This is a genomic window from Candidatus Poriferisocius sp. (assembly GCF_965208355.1).
Classification (GTDB): Bacteria; Actinomycetota; Acidimicrobiia; order Acidimicrobiales; family Bin134; genus Poriferisocius.
The window spans coordinates 612108-627355 of the sequence record NZ_CBDBOM010000003.1; the positions used below are offsets into that span (position 1 = coordinate 612108).

The window sequence follows — 15248 nt, forward strand, 5'->3', positions numbered from 1 at the left end:
ATGGCGACTGCTCAGGTGACTCAGACCGTCGATCTGCTGGACGGCTACATGTACGCCCACGACCCCTACCCGGTGTATGCCTGGCTGCGGGAGAACGACCCGGTGTACTGGGACGCCAAGAACGAGATCTGGGGGATTTCCCGTCACGCTGATCTGCTGGCCGTGGAGAAGAACACCGATCTATACAGCTCGGCCTCCGGCAGCCGCCCCAAGATCGAGATGTCTGACTCCATGATCAACATGGACGATCCCGACCACCAGCGCCAGCGGATGCTGGTGGCCCGGGAGTTCACCCCCCGGGCTGTCCGTAAGCAAGAGGACAAGATCAAAGCGGTGGTCACCGAGCTGATCGACCGGGTGGCTCCCCGAGGATGGTGCGATGTGGTCTACGACCTGGCTGCTCCGCTGCCGGCCTACATGATCGGCGAGCGGCTGGGCTATCCCCCCGAAATGTGGTCCCGGGTCATGCACTGGTCGGAGGCCACCATGCAGGGGGGCGGCGGTCCCGCATTCCACACCGTGCAGGGCGACCGGGCCATCGAAGACTGGATGGGCGTCACCTACGAGCTGGTCCAGAAGCGCAAGGCCGACCCCCAAGACGACCTCATCTCCATGTGGTGCCACAAGGAACTGGACGGCAAGCCGCTCAGCGACGAGGACATCATGCACGAGGTGCTGTTGGTACTGGACGGCGGCGCCGAGACCACCCGCACGGTGATCGGCACCACCTGCCTCGCGCTGATGGAGAGCCCCGACCAGCGCCAGATCCTCATCGACGAGCCCGAGGTGATCGGCGAGACCGCGGTGGAGGAGTTCATCCGCTACGTGTCGCCCATCTTGAATATGCGCCGCACGGTGACCACCGCCCATGAACTGCACGGCAAGACCCTCAACGAGGGCGATGAGGTGTTGTTGATGTATGCCTCGGCCAATCGCGACCCCGAGGTATTCGAGAACCCCGACCAGATGGATGTGCGGCGCGATGCCCGCCACCATCTCTCCTTCGGCTTCGGCACGCATTTCTGCTTGGGGGCTTCGATGGCCCGGTTGCAGCTCAAGGTGATGTTCGAAGAGCTGACCCGGCGGCTGCCCGACATGAGGCTGGAGCCCTACTACGAGCCTCAATACCGTGCCGGCGCCTTCACCCGAGGGCTGATCGGTCTGAATGCGGAGTTCACCCGCAGCGAGCCCGAGGGCGATGGCTCGCTGGGCTTGTTCCCCATAGCGGTTCAGTAATGGCAACAGCGGCGGCTGAATCGGCCATTGAGATCCCGCCGATTATCTCGGTCGACGACCACGTCATCGAGCCGCCCCATGTGTGGCAGTCCCGGCTGCCCTCCCGCTATGCCGACATCGGCCCCCGGGTGGTGACCGCTCCGTGTGAGATCTCCTACGTCGGAGGCGTGTTCTCGTGGTCCGAGGGCACAGGCCGGCCTACTGCGTATTGGTACTACGAGGATCTCCACTATCCGATGGTGCGCACCCACTCGGCGGTGACCTTTCCCCGAGATGAACTCCAGATGGTGGGGATCACCTTCGATGAGATGCAGCCCGGCGCCTGGCAAGTTGAGCCCAGGCTGTCCGACATGGACATCGGCCATGTGGATGCCTCGCTGTGCTTCCCGTCGTTCCCCCGGTTCTGCGGCCAGGCCTTTGCCGAGGCCTCCGACATGGACCTGGCCCTGCTGTGCGTGCAGGCCTACAACGACTGGATGGTGGAGGAGTGGTGTGGTCCCTCCGGCGGGCGGTTGATCCCGTTGTGCCTGATCCCATTGTGGGATGTGGAGTTGGCCGCCGCTGAGGTCCGGCGCAACGCCGAGCAGGGAGTGCGAGCGGTGTGCTTCTCGGAGATCCCTCCGAATCTGGGCCTGCCGTCGATCCACTCGGGCTATTGGGACCCGTTCTTCGCCGCGTGCGAGGAGACGTCCACCGTGGTGTGCATGCACATCGGCTCGTCCTCGAAGATGGTGTCCACCTCGCCCGACGCCCCCGGCGCAGTGGGTTCCGCGCTGGTGCATTCCAACGCCACCTACTCGCTGGTGGACTTTCTGATGTCGGGCGTGTTCGTTAGGTTCCCCGGCCTCAAGGTGGCCTACTCAGAAGGCCAGATGGGCTGGCTGCCCTACATCTTGGACCGGGTTGACGTGGTGTGGAAGGAGAACGCAGCCTGGGGCGGGGTGGCCGACAAAGTGCCCGAACCACCGTCCACCTACTTCCGGGACCATGTGTTCGTCTGCTTCTTCGACGACAGGGTGGGACTGGCCAATATCGACGCCATCGGATTGGAGACCATCACCACCGAGACCGACTATCCCCACTCCGACTCGACCTGGCCGCACTCCAAGGAACTGCTGGCCTCGCAGATGGGGCATCTGACTCAGGCCGAAGTGGACGCCATCTGTCGGGACAACGCCATTCGGATGTTGGGCCTAGACCTGCCGAGCGCGGCTGAGCTGCGGGGCTGAGCCCGGCTGGTGGCCGCAGTCAGCCCGGAATTCGAAGAGCTGGCCGCCGAGCTGGGCCGACGCATCGTTGACGCCGGGCTGCGAGGCCTGGTGCTGCGATTTGGCGACCAGACCCGGATCGTCGGAGTGGCCGACCGGATGCCCCCGGCAGCCACGCTGGAGGCGCCTCTCGACGAACTGCACGCCGTGCTATCAGGCCGTCGCAGCACCGAAGAGTTGCGGGCCCTGCGCTGGATCGGCAACCCCGAGCCCTATATCGCTCTGCTGGCCTCAGGCTGAGCCGGACAATTCTCCCAGCAGCGCTTCGGTGCGGGCTCGGGATTGGTTGTCGGTGTCGTAGATGAAGGCCACCAAGTCGGTGACTCCGGCATCTCGAACGCGCTCCAGTTGGTTAGTCACCGCGGCCTCATCGCCGGTGATGGCCAAGTCCTCCACGCCGGGCATGCCCTCCCGGTCGAGCATGCCCCGATACGAGGGGATGTCCTTGTAGTGGGCGAATGTGCGGGCGGCGGCCTCATAGCCAGCCTTGGCGTCGTCGACTACCGAGATCGGGAACCCGGCAGCAACCCTGGGCTGGGGACGACCGGCGGCTTCGGCGGCCGCGCCGATGGTGGGCACCACGTAGTCGGCCAGCGTGTTGGGTCCGGTGGCCCACACGAAGGTGCCCGAGGCCAGGCGTCCGGCGTGGCCCAGCATGATCGGCCCCATGGCGGCCACGATGATGTCAGTAGGGGGTGCGTGCGAAAGACCCCGCCACCGCGTGGTGTAGATGTCGCCCTGGTAGTTCATTCCCTCACCCCGCAGCATGGGACCGGCGATCTCTAGATACTCCCTCATCTGGCGGGCCGGCCGGGCGTAGGACAGGCCCATCAAATTCTCCACCATCCCCTGGTGGCACAGGCCGATGCCCAGGGTGAACCGACCTCCGCACGCCGCCTGCGCAGTAGTGGCCTGCTGGGCCAAGGCAAAGGGGTGGCGCATGGGGGTGGGGGTCACCCCGGTGGCGATCTCGATCCGGCTGGTGGCGGTGCCGACGACCGCCGATGCGGTGACTGCGTCGATCTCGATATTGGCGATCCATGCCGTTTCCAAGCCCAGCGCTTCAAACCGCTGGGCGTTCTCCACGATCTCGTCCAACCCCGGGGGTCCGCTCATCCCCGGAACCGGCGGATCGCCGGTGCCTTCAGCCGCCATCGCCCCGATTCTCATGCCGCGCATCGCCATCTCCTGTGTCTACTCGCTGGTCGACAGGGGAGTGTTTAGCGGTCGGTGGCTACTGGCGGAAAGCCGCTGTGCAGGCGGGCCACGGTCGCCATCCCTGCATCCCGTACAGGGCGTAGGCCATGCGGTGCTGGTCGATGGGGGCTGCATCGCGGGGATCTACTCCTACCAAGCGGGGGTAGTGGATACCGGCTACCCAGTTCCAAGTGCTCTGGAGGAATTGGAAGGCCCCCAGGAATGGCCCGACGGAGCTGTAGGCCCGGTAGTTGCCCTGGGACTCGCACCGGACGAGTTGATCCCACTGGGCCTGGGTGGTGCCCGCCGGTATTGGGGGGAATGAGGTCGGGTCCGCAGGCGTGGCGTCTCCTGGCTGGGGCGATGGTCTACAGCTAGGCCACGGTGCCCACCCCCGCTCTTCGTAGAGGGCGTAGGCCATGCGATCTTGGTCGGCGGGGGCCGCTTCGTTGGGCACGACACCAATGAGGCGCGGGTAATGGCGGCGGGCCAAGTCGTTCCAACTGGTTCGTCTGAACTCATAGGCGCCGAAGTTGGTCCCGTTGGGGTTGGCGTACTGGTAGTTGCCGTCGGCATTGCACTGGCGGAGCTGCTCCCACTGCTCCTCGGTCGTGCCGGCAGGCAGATCCGCCGCAGTGGGCTGTTGGGTTGGCTGGCTGGGGGTTGGCTGCGTCGGTGCAGAATTGGTGCAGCCGTTGGGAACCAACTGGGTGTCGACGTTGAACAAGCATCGGTACTCATTCAACAGCATCTCTTGGGCCGCAACCAGCGTGTCTCTGTCGGCAACGAGCTTCTCCAGCTCGGCGATTCTCGCGTCGCGCTCATCGGGGGCTTGTCCGCCCGCCGAGGAGCCGACCAGCCCAAAGACAAGAACGATAGCCACGGCCAACGTCCCATAGCGGAACCAGCGTTGACGAGTGGTCATGGTCCTTGTCCTCCTAAGCCGCTTGGCGGGGGTCGGTGTGGCCGAGGATGTTCACGTGGCGGAGCTCGCGCACTTGGTCGGCGGGGAAGGCCTCGCGCTGGTGCATGGTCTGGGTGTTGAGCCAGAAGACGGACTCCCCGACAGTCCAATGGTGCTCGTAGACGTAGCGGTCTTGGGTGCAGTGGGCGAACAGCTCGGCCAGAAGGGCGGTGCCTTCATCGGGGCCGTGGCCCTCCACATCGGCGGCGAAATCGGGGCCGGTGTTGGGCCACACGCTGCGGCGGCCGTTGCGGGGGTTGGTCTGCACGAGAGAAATGCAAGTGCGGTCGGCTAGTAGCGCTTTGCCATCGGTGGCTTTGAAGTAGCTGCCGAAGTCCAAGCCGTCGCGCAGCCGGTAGACCACGCCTACATCGTCGATGCGGGCCTTGAAGTTGTCGTCGAGGTCTTGGTAGGCGGCCACCAGATTGAGCCACTTTGTGGTTCCACCCTCAGACGGCAGCGTCACTGCGTCCAGGTACAGGAACTCGATGAGCGGTGGAGTGAAGCTGAGGTCGGAGTGGAAGGTCACCACGTCGGTGCCCCCGGTCCCGACCACCCCGTCGACATCCACGTTGGACACCCGGTTGATCCCGGGAAATCCCGGCAGGCGGGACTTGTCGGCCAATGTGGGCCGAAGGGGGCCGAACGATTCACAGAAATCGGTCACCTGGGCCGGGGTAGGAGGCTCGGGGTTCCGGAACAAAAGGAGCAGGTGCTCGTCCACGGCGGCCCGCAGTTCATCAGCTGTCCCAGAGTCTGGTGGTGCCGCGAAGTCGTATCCGGCCACCTCCGCACCCAAGGGGGCTTCGAGCGGAGTTACCTTGAGGCTCATCGGGGACTATCCATCAGCTTGGCCCGCTCCACTTGGGGGTAGCCCTCCACCCAAGTGGATGGGTCATCCCAACGCCCCAGCGGGGGCGGAAATTCGTCGGGGTCGAGCTTGTCGTAGGGGCCGAGGCTGAAGAACAGGTACTCGCAGCCATTGGGCCCTGAGCGTTCCGGCCCGTAGGCGAATCCGCCCCGTACCCAGCGCAACTCGCCTTCTCGGTAGGGCTCCTCGCCTTCGACGATGAACTCCCCCTTGGTCACCAAATACACGGTGTCGGACAAGTGCCAGTGGGCCGCGGCATTGCGGCCGGCCCACGACTTGACGTGCATGACCCGGTTGCCCGACGCCGGATCGACCAACCAGCGCACAAATGGGCCTGGTTCCCGGTCGGGATCGTCAGGGTCGGCGAAGTCCTCCCATTCGATATCGGCGATGCGGATCGGGCGCCGCTCGCCAATGGGGTTGTCGCTCACGGCCACAACGATAGTGGTCCGTCTGTGAATTGGCGGGAGCGGATTGCGACGGCAGCGGCGTTCCTCGCTAGGCGCACCGACGCAGCCATACCCGGAGCGTACGGCAAGGAGGAGCAACGCCGCGAGGGGCGTCGATGCCTAGCAGGACGCCCTGACCAATTCACAGACGGACCACTAGTTGCCAGTGGTATCTGGCTCTGCGGCGGGGGAGATGAGCTGAAGGATGCGGCTGGGAGGGAGATATTGCTCGGTGATCGCGACGCCCCAGGGGGCGAGGGCGTCTTCGATGGCGTTGCACACTGCCGCGGGAGCGCCGATGGCCCCGCCTTCCCCCACCCCCCGCCAGGGCACGTCGCCCTGGGAAGGACCCTCGAGATGCTCGATGTCGATGCGGGGGATTTCGGCCGCAGTGGGGAGCAGATAGTCCATGAACGTGGATGTGGTGCACTGCCCGCTGTCGTCGTAGATGATTTGCTCCAGCAGCACGCTGCCAATCCCCTGGGCCACTCCGCCTCTGATCTGGCCCTCCACCACCGCGGGGTTGATCATCTCTCCGCAGTCCTCAACCACCAGATAGCGGGGCACGGTTACCAGCCCGGTGCCAGGGTCCAGTTCCACCCAGCAAACGTGGGTTGACTGTGTCCACCCGCCGGCGGGGGTCTCAAAGTCGAACGATGCATCGAACCCGTCGCCCAGTGCCTCGTCCAGGGTGAACGGTGCCATGTAGGACAGTCGGGCCACTTCGGCCACCGTCTTGGAGCGGTCGGGGGAACCCCGTACCGCCACCACCCCATCGATGATCTCCAGGTCGTCGGGGTTGGCCTCCAGCAAGTTGGCCACCACCGACAGCAGCTTGTTGCGCACGATGCGGGCCGCGCCTTGGGCAGCACCGGCTCCCAGGGTGGCGGCCCGGCTCCCCCCGGTGCTGACCATGTTGAACGGCACCTGATCGGTGTCGCCGCACACCACCCGCACGACGTCGATGTCGACTCCCAGCTCGTCGGCCACTACTTGGGAAAAGGTGGTCTCGTGGCTCTGGCCGTGGGGCTGTTGACTGGTGAACAGCGTCACGGAGCCGTCGGGTTCCAACTTCACCCGAGCTCGCTGCATCGAACGCTGCTCGTAGGTGAAGCCCAGAGCCTGGCCGTAGTCGGTGGGACCGGGACCGGGTTCCAAATAGGTACACAGGCCGATGCCCAGATAGCGACCCTCGGCTCGGGCTTCGGCCTGGGCGACTCGAAAGCCCTGGTAGTCGGCCAGTTTCACCGCCCGGTCAAGGGTCTGGTTGATGGTCATGAATTCCAGGGTGGGGCCGGTGAGCATGGCGCCAGGGAACTGGTCGTCGTCCATGTAGTTGCGGCGGCGTACCTCCAGGGGGTCGAGTTCGAGCTGGCGGGCAATGAGGTCCATGAGGCGCTCCCGCACCCAGCACTCGATCTCCCACGGCCCCCGATAGGCCACGAATGACGCCTTGTTGGTGGCCACCACCGACCCGCGGAACTGGTAGTGGCGCACCCGCAGAGTTCCGGGCAGCAGCACCTTGATGATGTTGGCGAACAGCGACATCGGGAGGTTCAAGAACGGGTAGGCACCGTGGTCCATCACCAGATCGGCCCGCAAGCCGATCACCACTCCGTTTTCGTCGAGGGCGGCCTCCACGCTCACCTGCTCCTCGCGGGCGTGGCCGCCAGCCACCAGATTCTCGGCCCGATCTTCCATCCAGCGCACCGGCTGGCCCAAGAGGCGAGCGGCCGCGCACACCGCAACATCCTCCCGAGTTGGGTTGGACTTCAGGCCGAACGACCCGCCGATGCTGTCGCAGATCACTCGCAATTGCGTGGCTGGCAGCCCCAAAATGGCCGACAGGTGCACCCGCAACGCGTGGGGGTTCTGATGGGACACTTCGTAGCGGAGGTTGCCGGTAGACGGGTCGTACTCGGCCAATCCGCCCCGGGCTTCCAGGGGGACGCAGGTGTGGCGGTGCTGGGTGAGCGTCTCGGATATGACATGGGCGGCCGATGCGAAGGCTTCGTCGGGGTCGCCCCACACCTCCCCTCCCGACCACAGCACGTTGTCAGGGGCTTCATCCCAAACGGCGGCGGCGTTCTCGCCCCTGGCGGCGGCACTGGTCACCGGGGGCAGCGGCTCGATGTCGACCTCCACCGCATCGGCGCCGTCTTCAGCCGCGGCCCGGCTGGTGGCAATCACCAAAGCAACCGGATCACCCGCGAAACGCACTTTCCCGTCAGCCAAAGGCAGATGAGCAGGCACGATCAGCGGGCCGGCTATGCCCAGTCCCATGGGGGAGCAGCACTGGGCGAGATCCTCGGCAGTCAACACGGCTACGACGCCTTCGGTATCCAGAGCGGCATCGGCGTCGACAGAAACCAGTAGCCCGTGGGCCACTGGGCTGCGCACAAACATTGCCTCCAGCAGGTCGGGACGGTTGATGTCGTCCACGAATCGCCCCGCGCCGGCCAGCAGTCGGGGATCCTCCCGCCGGGGGACGCTGGAGCCGGTAAACCGCATGGTGGCCGAGCGTATTAGTTTTCTCCCCGTGGAAATAGTGCTCGACGGCCCGGTGCTGGCCGTGGACATCGGCGGCACCAAGGTGGCCGTCGGCGTGGTGGCCCCCAGTGGGCAGGTGCTGGGCCAGCGGCGAGGGCCGTCTCAGGCAGCTGACGAAGAGGCGCTGTTCAACCTGATTGTGGCGTTGGCGGGGGAGGTTCTCGAGGAACACGGCCAGCCGGTGAACGTGTGCGGGGTGGGCAGCGGCGGACCGTCTCGAGACAACCATCGACTGCTTTCTCCGCTCAACATCGCCGTGTGGCGGGACTTTCCCCTTCGAGATCGTCTGTCTGAAGTCCTCGGAATACCGGTGGTGGTGGACAACGACGCCAAGGCCCTGGCCTTGGCCGAAGGATGGGTGGGCGGTGCCGTCGGAGAAAACAACTACCTGGCCATGGTGGTGTCCACCGGCATAGGGGGCGGGATCGTGCTGAATGGCCGGCTACTCGACGGCGCCGACGGCAATGCCGGCCACATCGGCCACATCTTCGTGACCGATGGCGGTCGGGCCGATGCCGCCGGGGCGGTGGGCCTGCTGGAGGGCCAAGCGTCGGGTAATGCCATAGCCGATCTGCTCGACGGGATCGCCCCTGCTGATGCGCCGGTGGAGATGCGCCGGCGAGTGGGCACGCTGGTGGGTCGAGGAGTGGGCTCGGTGGCCAATCTGCTGGACCTTCGCTTGGCTGTGGTCGGCGGGTCGGTGGCCCTGGGTTACGGCGACGACTTCTTCGACGCCGCCCAAGCCGAGATCGATCGCGTCTGCCGCTTGGTCCACTCCCAAGGGGCTCGCATCGTCCCCAGCCCCCTTGGTGCCGATGGCGGGCTCATCGGTGCCGCTGCCGTTGCTGGGCGGGCCCGAGCAGATTGAGAGTCAGTCGCTGAAGGTCTGAATTCGCAGGTGACGGGCCATGGCTGAGCCAGCGGGGCCGAGGAGCATCTGAGCCCGCAGGTTGCGCTTGTGGAACAGCGTGACCAGGGTTTCGTCGTAGCGGTCGGTGTCGGCGTTGGCTAGCACGAATTGCTCAAGCTCAGCCTCGCCTGCCAGCCATGACTCCGGGCGGTGCCCCAGCAGCTCGTGGAGGTCGTCCAAGTCGGCCTCGGACACGGCGTCGCCTATCTCGTCGATGCGGGCGGCGTGGCGGGCCATGCGGAACATCGTGCGCAGCTTGTAGCGCAGGTACTCGTCCTCGATCTGCACGGTGCGCAGATTGCGCACCAGGTGGTTGAGCACCACCTCGGCTCGGGACTCCCGGGGCTCGGGCACCTCCACTTCTGGCAGCTCCACGCCGAGGATCTCGGCCAGGGCCTCGGTGGCGAACAGGTTGGTCTCATAGCACCACTGGAGGTTGGTCATCAGGTCGGAGTCGGGGGCTGGCTCTCGCAACGCGGCGCTGAACGGGAGCTGGTTGGAAAGGGTGAACATGAAGTGGTGGCGCTGAATGGCGTCCAAGTCCACCGGTTCGCCGGCCAGTTCGCCGTAGCGGTCGTACAGCTTGGCGAAGTTGCCGAACCCGAGCACGGTGTCCCGCTGGCGCCACGCGGCCAGGTCCATCATCGGGTCTCCGATGTGGCCGATCTCCACGTCGAGTACGGCCAGCACCCGGCCGTCTTGATGATGGAACTGTCCGGTGTCCCACACGATGACCGACTCCCGGCCCCGGGAGAACGGGGGATTGCGGTGCAACCACCCCAAGCTGAACTCCAAGAATGGGTCGGGGAGCGTCTTTACGCTGCGGTACAACTGCTCGTAGCGCCTCAAACCCAGCAAGCCCGACTCCTCGGGTCGGTCGGCACGCATGATGCCCCCGTCAACGAAGGGCTGGATGTCAAGGGCGTGCATCCGGGCCAGAATGTGCAGGTAGTCGTCCACCACCGCGTCCCGCTCGGCATCGGTGCAGTTCTCGAAGTGGTTCTCGCCGGGAACCCGGTCCATGACGTAGGCCGCGGGGTCGTCGATCCATCCGTACACGTGGGCCACCGGGATGCCGTGATCACCGAGCAGGGATTGCAGACGCATTTCGTGGTCGAGCGGGAAAACCAGTGGCATATCGGTGCGATCACCCCGCACGCACAACTCGAGTCGCTCGCCATTGCGCTCTAGATCGGCGAACCATACCGGCCGCCAGCGGGCCTGACGATCGACATGGGTGACCGTGCCCCCCAAATTGTCCTCCAGCCAGGCCACCACCTTCTCGGTGGCGGCATCAGTGTCCATAGGGTCTTTGGTTACGGTCACTGCGGGCTACTCCTTGGCGAGTTTGAGGCGATTGGAGATGTTGTTTCGCTGGATGGCGGAGGAGCCACCAATGATGGGCATGACCAGCACGTCGCGAACGTAGCGCTCCATGTCGAAGTCCTCCACGTAGCCGTAGGCACCCATCACCTGCTGCATCGACAACACGATGTCCTTGGCGGTGTCGCATACGAACAGCTTGGCCATCGAGGTCTCCACCGACGCGGGCTTCTCCTCATCCAGCAAACGGGCGGCGTGATAGGTCATCAAGCGGGAGGCCAGTAGCCGGGTCCGAGCCTCCGAGAGCATGTGGCGGATCGACTGGTGGCTGCTGATGGGCTTGCCGAACTGGACCCGCTCTTGGGCGTAGTCCCAGGCGTCTTCGACCGCTCCGGAGGCGATGCCCAGGGCCATGGCCGCTACCTCGATCTTCTCCACATCCAGTCCCGGGCCAGCCAGCTTGGCCCATCCCTGGTTCCATCCCTCGTCGCCGCCGACGATGTTGTCGGCGGGCACCTCGACGTCGCTGAAGGTGACATCGGTGGTCATCGAGCCCTTGAGTCCCATGGCGTGCTGGAGCTCGATGGTCACTCCCGGATGGCGAGGCGGGATCAGCACAAACGAGAGATTGTGGTAGCGCTCGCCATCGGGATTGCTGTTGACCAGGGCGTAGATGTAGTCGGTGTAGGTGGTGCCCGAGCAGAACCGCTTGGCGCCGTTGATCCGCACCACGTCGCCGTCGCGGACTGCGGTGGTGGCAACGCTGGCCAAATCGGAGCCCACATCGGGCTCGGTCAGCCCGTAGGAGAACAGCATCTCGCCCCGGGCCACCTTGGGCAGCCACTCCTGTCGCTGGGCCTCGCTGGCCGTATCCACCAAGTTCATACCCGCGTAGCAGGCGCCGAAGATGTATCCGCTGCCCAGGGCAGTGCTGCGTCGGCACAGCTCCTCGATCACGATCATGGTGGCGGTGATGTCCCGCCCCGACCCGCCGTATTGCTCGGGGATGGTGATGCCGAACAGCCCGAGACTGGCCAGCTTGTAAAGCACACCCCGATCGATCTCGTTGTGCCGGTCCCACTGCCGGGCCAGCTCCCGGGGCACCTCCGTCTCGACAAATCGCCGGACGGTCTCTCGCAGCAACCCGTGGTGCTCGGCTTCTTGGGGGTAGTCCACGGCGGTCCTTTTAGCGGCCGATGAACTCGGGGGGCTCTTTGGCCAGGAAGGCGTCGAGGGCGATCTTGAAGTCCTCGGTCATCATGGTGATCCCCTCGGTGGATGCGGCCCGGTCTGCCACAGCATTGGCCACTTGGCGCATTCCGGCGTTAATGGACGCCTTGGTGAACTTGATGGCCATGCGGGCGCCGTCGCGCATGCGCTCGGCCATGGCCTGAACGGTGTGGTCCAACTCATCGTCGGACACGCACTCGGTGATGAGGCCGATTTCGGCCGCTTCAGGGGCCTTGATCAGGTCGCCGGTGAGCAGGTAGCGCCGGGCCCGGGCGTACCCCACTAGCTGAGGCCACAGCAGGGCGCCGCCGTCGCCGGCCACAAGCCCCACCGAAACGTGGGGATCGCCGAACACCGACCGCTCCGAGGCATAGACGAAGTCGCAGTACAAGGCCAGCGAACAGCCCAAACCCACCGCGGGGCCGTCCACCTTGGCCAAGATGGGCTTCTCCAGGGTGAGCGCCGTTTCGGTGATGCGCCGATCGGCCCGGATTACCCGCTCCACCTCCGACAGATTCCCCGCCATGCTGCGCAACCAGGGAATGTCGCCTCCGGCGCAGAACGCCCCGCCTGCTCCGGTGAGGATGGCCACGTCGGTGTCGGGGTCTTGATCGAGGTCGGTGAATATCCGGGACAAATCGTGGTGCAGCACCGCGTTGATGGCGTTGCGGGCCTCGGGGCGATTGAGCTCCACCGTGGTGATTCGATCGACGGTGGACACTTCCAAGGCGCCGTAGTCATCAGGGTTCATGGGACTCCTCCCGCAATTGTCAGGATGGGTTCTGGAATTTTGCGCTTCAAGGTGAATCTGCCCGGCAATAGTGCCAGACTTCGCTAGAAGTCGACGTTTTCAAGGAGGAGATGCGCAATGGCGACCTGCCAGCCGGCAATTTTCAACGAAATGGGCAAATACCAGTGGTACGTCCACCTCAGCCGCGGCGACGGGGCTGACTTGGGGGGCATCAAGTCGGCGATCTCCGACTGTCGCAGCAACTGCGATGCCCAGGGGATCAATCTGGTGGTCGGGCTCGGTCCCACGCTGTTGGCCGACCTGACCGACGACGTTCCCGACGACTTCCAGCCGTATCACACGGTTGAGTCCATCGACGGCAGTGGCCGTGAGGCCAAGGGCACCCAGGAGGAGCTGCTGCTGTGGATGACCCACGACGAGAAAGACATCGTGTGGAAGGCCCAGTGGGACGCCCGCATGGCCCTGATCGCCTCGGGCATGAGCGTGGCCCGGGAGACCCCGACTTTCATCTACGGCGAGAGCCTGGACATGACTGGTTTCATCGACGGCACCGGCAACCCGGAAGACGAGGATCAGCCTGCGGTGGCCATCATTCCCGACGGCGAGGCCGGTGCAGGCGGAAGCTTCATCATCGCCCAGCGCTGGGTCCACGATCTGGTGGCCTGGGAGAAGCAGGATGTGGCAACCCAAGAGGTGAACTTCGGTCGGACCAAGGCCGACTCCACCCGCCTGGACGAGCAGGCACCGCACTCGCACCTCTCCCACGTAGAACTGCGCGACGGCGAGACCGCTGATGCGTCCAAGCCCAAGCGGGATGAGATCGCCCGCCGGTCCACGCCGTATGCCTTCCACGATGGCACCGTGGGCCTGTACTTCATGGCCTTCTGCAAGACCCAGGCGCCGTTCCGGGAGCGCATGGATGCGATGTATGGCCGCAATGGCCAGGTGCGCGACATGCTCACCGACTTCTCGAACCCGGCATCGGGCAGCTACTACTTCGCTCCTTCCGTGGAGTGCCTGGACTCAAGCCTGGCTTAGACGTCAATCCAACCGGCGTGGCGGCGGGTCCTGTCGCCGGAAGCGGCCTGGCCGTCGGTGCGGCCAGGTCCGCCACCGACGCCACCCCCCACCACGCCTTCCGCTAGCGGCCACACTGAGGGGGGTTCTTGGTGATTGTGGTTGACGCTATGAACGTGATCGGGTGTCGGCCTGATGGCTGGTGGGCTGATCGGGACGGCGCGCTGATCCGTTTGGTCGAAGACTTGGGCGACGCTGGCGTGCGGGCCCTGGTCGTGGCCGACGGCCGACCGGTTCCCAGCTTGCCTGCCGGAAGCCACGGTGTGGTCGAGTTGGCCTATGCCTCCCGCCGCGGCCCCAATGCGGCCGATGATCGCATTGCCGAGGAAGTGGCGGCGATGGACGACCCGTCGGCGGCCACGGTGGTCACCTCTGACCGTGAGCTAGCTCGCCAAGTGCGACGCCACGGCGCCGTAGTCGTTGGCGCCCGCGCCTTCCGCGACCGCCTAGACCGCCGATTGGGTTGAACCACAGATGACCACCCTCACTTCCTCAGCGGGGCGATTGAGCTGAGGGGTAGGGTGACGGGAACAACTGAAGTCCAGGGGAGGAGGACTGGTGTTTCCTTCACGATTCGACTTAGTGGTGGCCCAGTCTGTCGGTGAGGCCGTGGAGGCCAAGGCGGACGCGGGGGAGGGCGGCCGGTTCCTTGCGGGGGGCCAGAGCCTGATCCCCATGATGAAGATGCGGGTGGCGTTTCCTGAGACGCTCATCGACATCAACCGCATCGCGGGCCTCGATGCCATTGAGCAGTCCAACGGGCATCTCCAAGTGGGGGCGCTAGTCCGCCACGCCGATGTGGTGGCCTCGGATGCCACCTTTGGAGCTATTGCCGCCGCGGCCCCGTGGGTGGCTGATCCCCTGGTCCGCAACCGGGGGACCATGTGCGGTTCGGTGGCCCATTGCGACCCGGAGGGTGACTGGAACTCGGTGCTGTTGGCCACTGGGGCCGACGTCTTGGCCCAGGGGCCTAACGGCGAGCGGTCGATTCCGATTGTCGACTTCGTTGACGGGGCGTTCACCTCCACGCTGGGCGAGGACGAGCTGGTGGTTGGGCTCCGCATACCCGTTCCCTCGGGCCGCTCGGGCGGGGCCTACCTCAAGCTGGAGCGAAAGGTCGGCGACTACGCCACCGTGGCCGTGGCCTCCCATCTGGAGTTGGATCACTCCGGGGCCATCTCCGCTGCTGGGCTGGCCCTAACTTCGGTGAACCCCATCAACACCAAGGTGGCCGACGCCGAGGCCCTGTTGGTGGGCCAGCAGCCCTCCGATGAGCTGTTCGCCGAGGCCGCCGAGTTGGCCGCGGCCGCCGCCGAGCCCCGCGACGACGTCCGGGGCACCGCCGCCTGGAAGCGCCAGGTGGTCCGCACCTACACCATGCGGGGGCTGGCCGCCGCCGCCCAGCAGGCCGAAGGGAGCTGA

At 65.5% G+C, this 15248-nt stretch carries 15 protein-coding genes; 7 read left to right on the plus strand and 8 right to left on the minus strand.

Annotated elements, in window-relative coordinates; translation table 11 throughout:
* Genes ACOGXH_RS04100 through ACOGXH_RS04110 form a run of 3 tightly spaced genes read left to right on the plus strand, consistent with a single transcriptional unit; the run spans position 1 to position 2744 of the window.
* Positions 1 to 1236, plus strand: coding sequence for a cytochrome P450 (locus ACOGXH_RS04100; protein WP_419927846.1), 1236 nt, complete (start codon positions 1 to 3; stop codon positions 1234 to 1236).
* Positions 1236 to 2465 carry an amidohydrolase family protein gene (locus ACOGXH_RS04105; RefSeq protein WP_419927847.1) on the plus strand — a complete coding sequence of 410 codons (1230 nt, stop codon included), beginning with the start codon at positions 1236 to 1238 and terminating at the stop codon, positions 2463 to 2465. The genes ACOGXH_RS04100 and ACOGXH_RS04105 overlap by 1 nt, the downstream gene beginning before the upstream one ends.
* A gap of 9 nt (positions 2466 to 2474) precedes the next feature.
* The gene (locus ACOGXH_RS04110) at positions 2475 to 2744 is read left to right on the plus strand and encodes a hypothetical protein (RefSeq protein ID WP_419927848.1); all 270 of its coding nucleotides are present in this window, start codon (positions 2475 to 2477) and stop codon (positions 2742 to 2744) included.
* Here the strand turns inward: ACOGXH_RS04110 and ACOGXH_RS04115 are convergent.
* From ACOGXH_RS04115 to ACOGXH_RS04135, 5 genes are all read right to left on the minus strand, one after another.
* Complete coding sequence (locus ACOGXH_RS04115; RefSeq protein WP_419927849.1) at positions 2736 to 3689, minus strand: TIGR03564 family F420-dependent LLM class oxidoreductase; 954 nt, start codon at positions 3687 to 3689, stop codon at positions 2736 to 2738. The two genes, ACOGXH_RS04110 and ACOGXH_RS04115, sit on opposite strands and share 9 nt — an antisense overlap.
* A 49-nt stretch (positions 3690 to 3738) precedes the next feature.
* Positions 3739 to 4626 (minus strand): transglycosylase family protein, encoded by an 888-nt coding sequence (locus tag ACOGXH_RS04120; protein WP_419927850.1) that lies wholly within the window; start codon positions 4624 to 4626, stop codon positions 3739 to 3741.
* A 13-nt stretch (positions 4627 to 4639) separates the two neighbouring features.
* A complete protein-coding gene (locus ACOGXH_RS04125) occupies positions 4640 to 5497 on the minus strand; it encodes a TauD/TfdA dioxygenase family protein (RefSeq protein ID WP_419927851.1) in 858 nt (285 codons plus the stop codon).
* The gene (locus ACOGXH_RS04130; protein ID WP_419927852.1) at positions 5494 to 5967 is read right to left on the minus strand and encodes a cupin domain-containing protein; all 474 of its coding nucleotides are present in this window, start codon (positions 5965 to 5967) and stop codon (positions 5494 to 5496) included. Before ACOGXH_RS04130 ends, ACOGXH_RS04125 begins: the two co-directional genes overlap by 4 nt.
* 174 nt (positions 5968 to 6141) lie before the next feature.
* Entirely contained in the window at positions 6142 to 8496 is a 2355-nt protein-coding gene (locus ACOGXH_RS04135) for a xanthine dehydrogenase family protein molybdopterin-binding subunit (protein ID WP_419927853.1), read from the minus strand.
* Between the two features lie 28 nt (positions 8497 to 8524).
* Here ACOGXH_RS04135 and ACOGXH_RS04140 point away from each other — a divergent pair, with 28 nt between their 5' ends.
* A complete protein-coding gene (locus ACOGXH_RS04140) occupies positions 8525 to 9403 on the plus strand; it encodes an ROK family protein (protein WP_419927854.1) in 879 nt (292 codons plus the stop codon).
* A 3-nt stretch (positions 9404 to 9406) separates the two neighbouring features.
* Here ACOGXH_RS04140 and ACOGXH_RS04145 read toward each other — a convergent pair whose 3' ends face one another.
* From ACOGXH_RS04145 to ACOGXH_RS04155, 3 genes are read right to left on the minus strand one after another with little or no spacing between them, the layout of a single operon-like run.
* Positions 9407 to 10771, minus strand: a complete 1365-nt coding sequence (locus tag ACOGXH_RS04145) for a phosphotransferase family protein (RefSeq protein ID WP_419927855.1) — start codon at positions 10769 to 10771, stop codon at positions 9407 to 9409.
* Positions 10772 to 10777: 6 nt separating this feature from the next.
* Entirely contained in the window at positions 10778 to 11944 is a 1167-nt protein-coding gene (locus ACOGXH_RS04150; protein ID WP_419927856.1) for an acyl-CoA dehydrogenase family protein, read from the minus strand.
* Between the two features lie 10 nt (positions 11945 to 11954).
* On the minus strand, positions 11955 to 12749 hold the full coding sequence (locus tag ACOGXH_RS04155; RefSeq protein WP_419927857.1) for an enoyl-CoA hydratase/isomerase family protein: 795 nt from the start codon (positions 12747 to 12749) through the stop codon (positions 11955 to 11957).
* A gap of 117 nt (positions 12750 to 12866) precedes the next feature.
* Between ACOGXH_RS04155 and ACOGXH_RS04160 the strand changes: the two genes are divergently transcribed.
* From ACOGXH_RS04160 to ACOGXH_RS04170, 3 genes are all read left to right on the plus strand, one after another.
* The gene (locus tag ACOGXH_RS04160) at positions 12867 to 13787 is read left to right on the plus strand and encodes a Dyp-type peroxidase (RefSeq protein WP_419927858.1); all 921 of its coding nucleotides are present in this window, start codon (positions 12867 to 12869) and stop codon (positions 13785 to 13787) included.
* A 131-nt stretch (positions 13788 to 13918) separates the two neighbouring features.
* On the plus strand, positions 13919 to 14293 hold the full coding sequence (locus tag ACOGXH_RS04165; protein WP_419927859.1) for an NYN domain-containing protein: 375 nt from the start codon (positions 13919 to 13921) through the stop codon (positions 14291 to 14293).
* A 91-nt stretch (positions 14294 to 14384) separates the two neighbouring features.
* A complete protein-coding gene (locus ACOGXH_RS04170; protein WP_419927860.1) occupies positions 14385 to 15248 on the plus strand; it encodes an FAD binding domain-containing protein in 864 nt (287 codons plus the stop codon).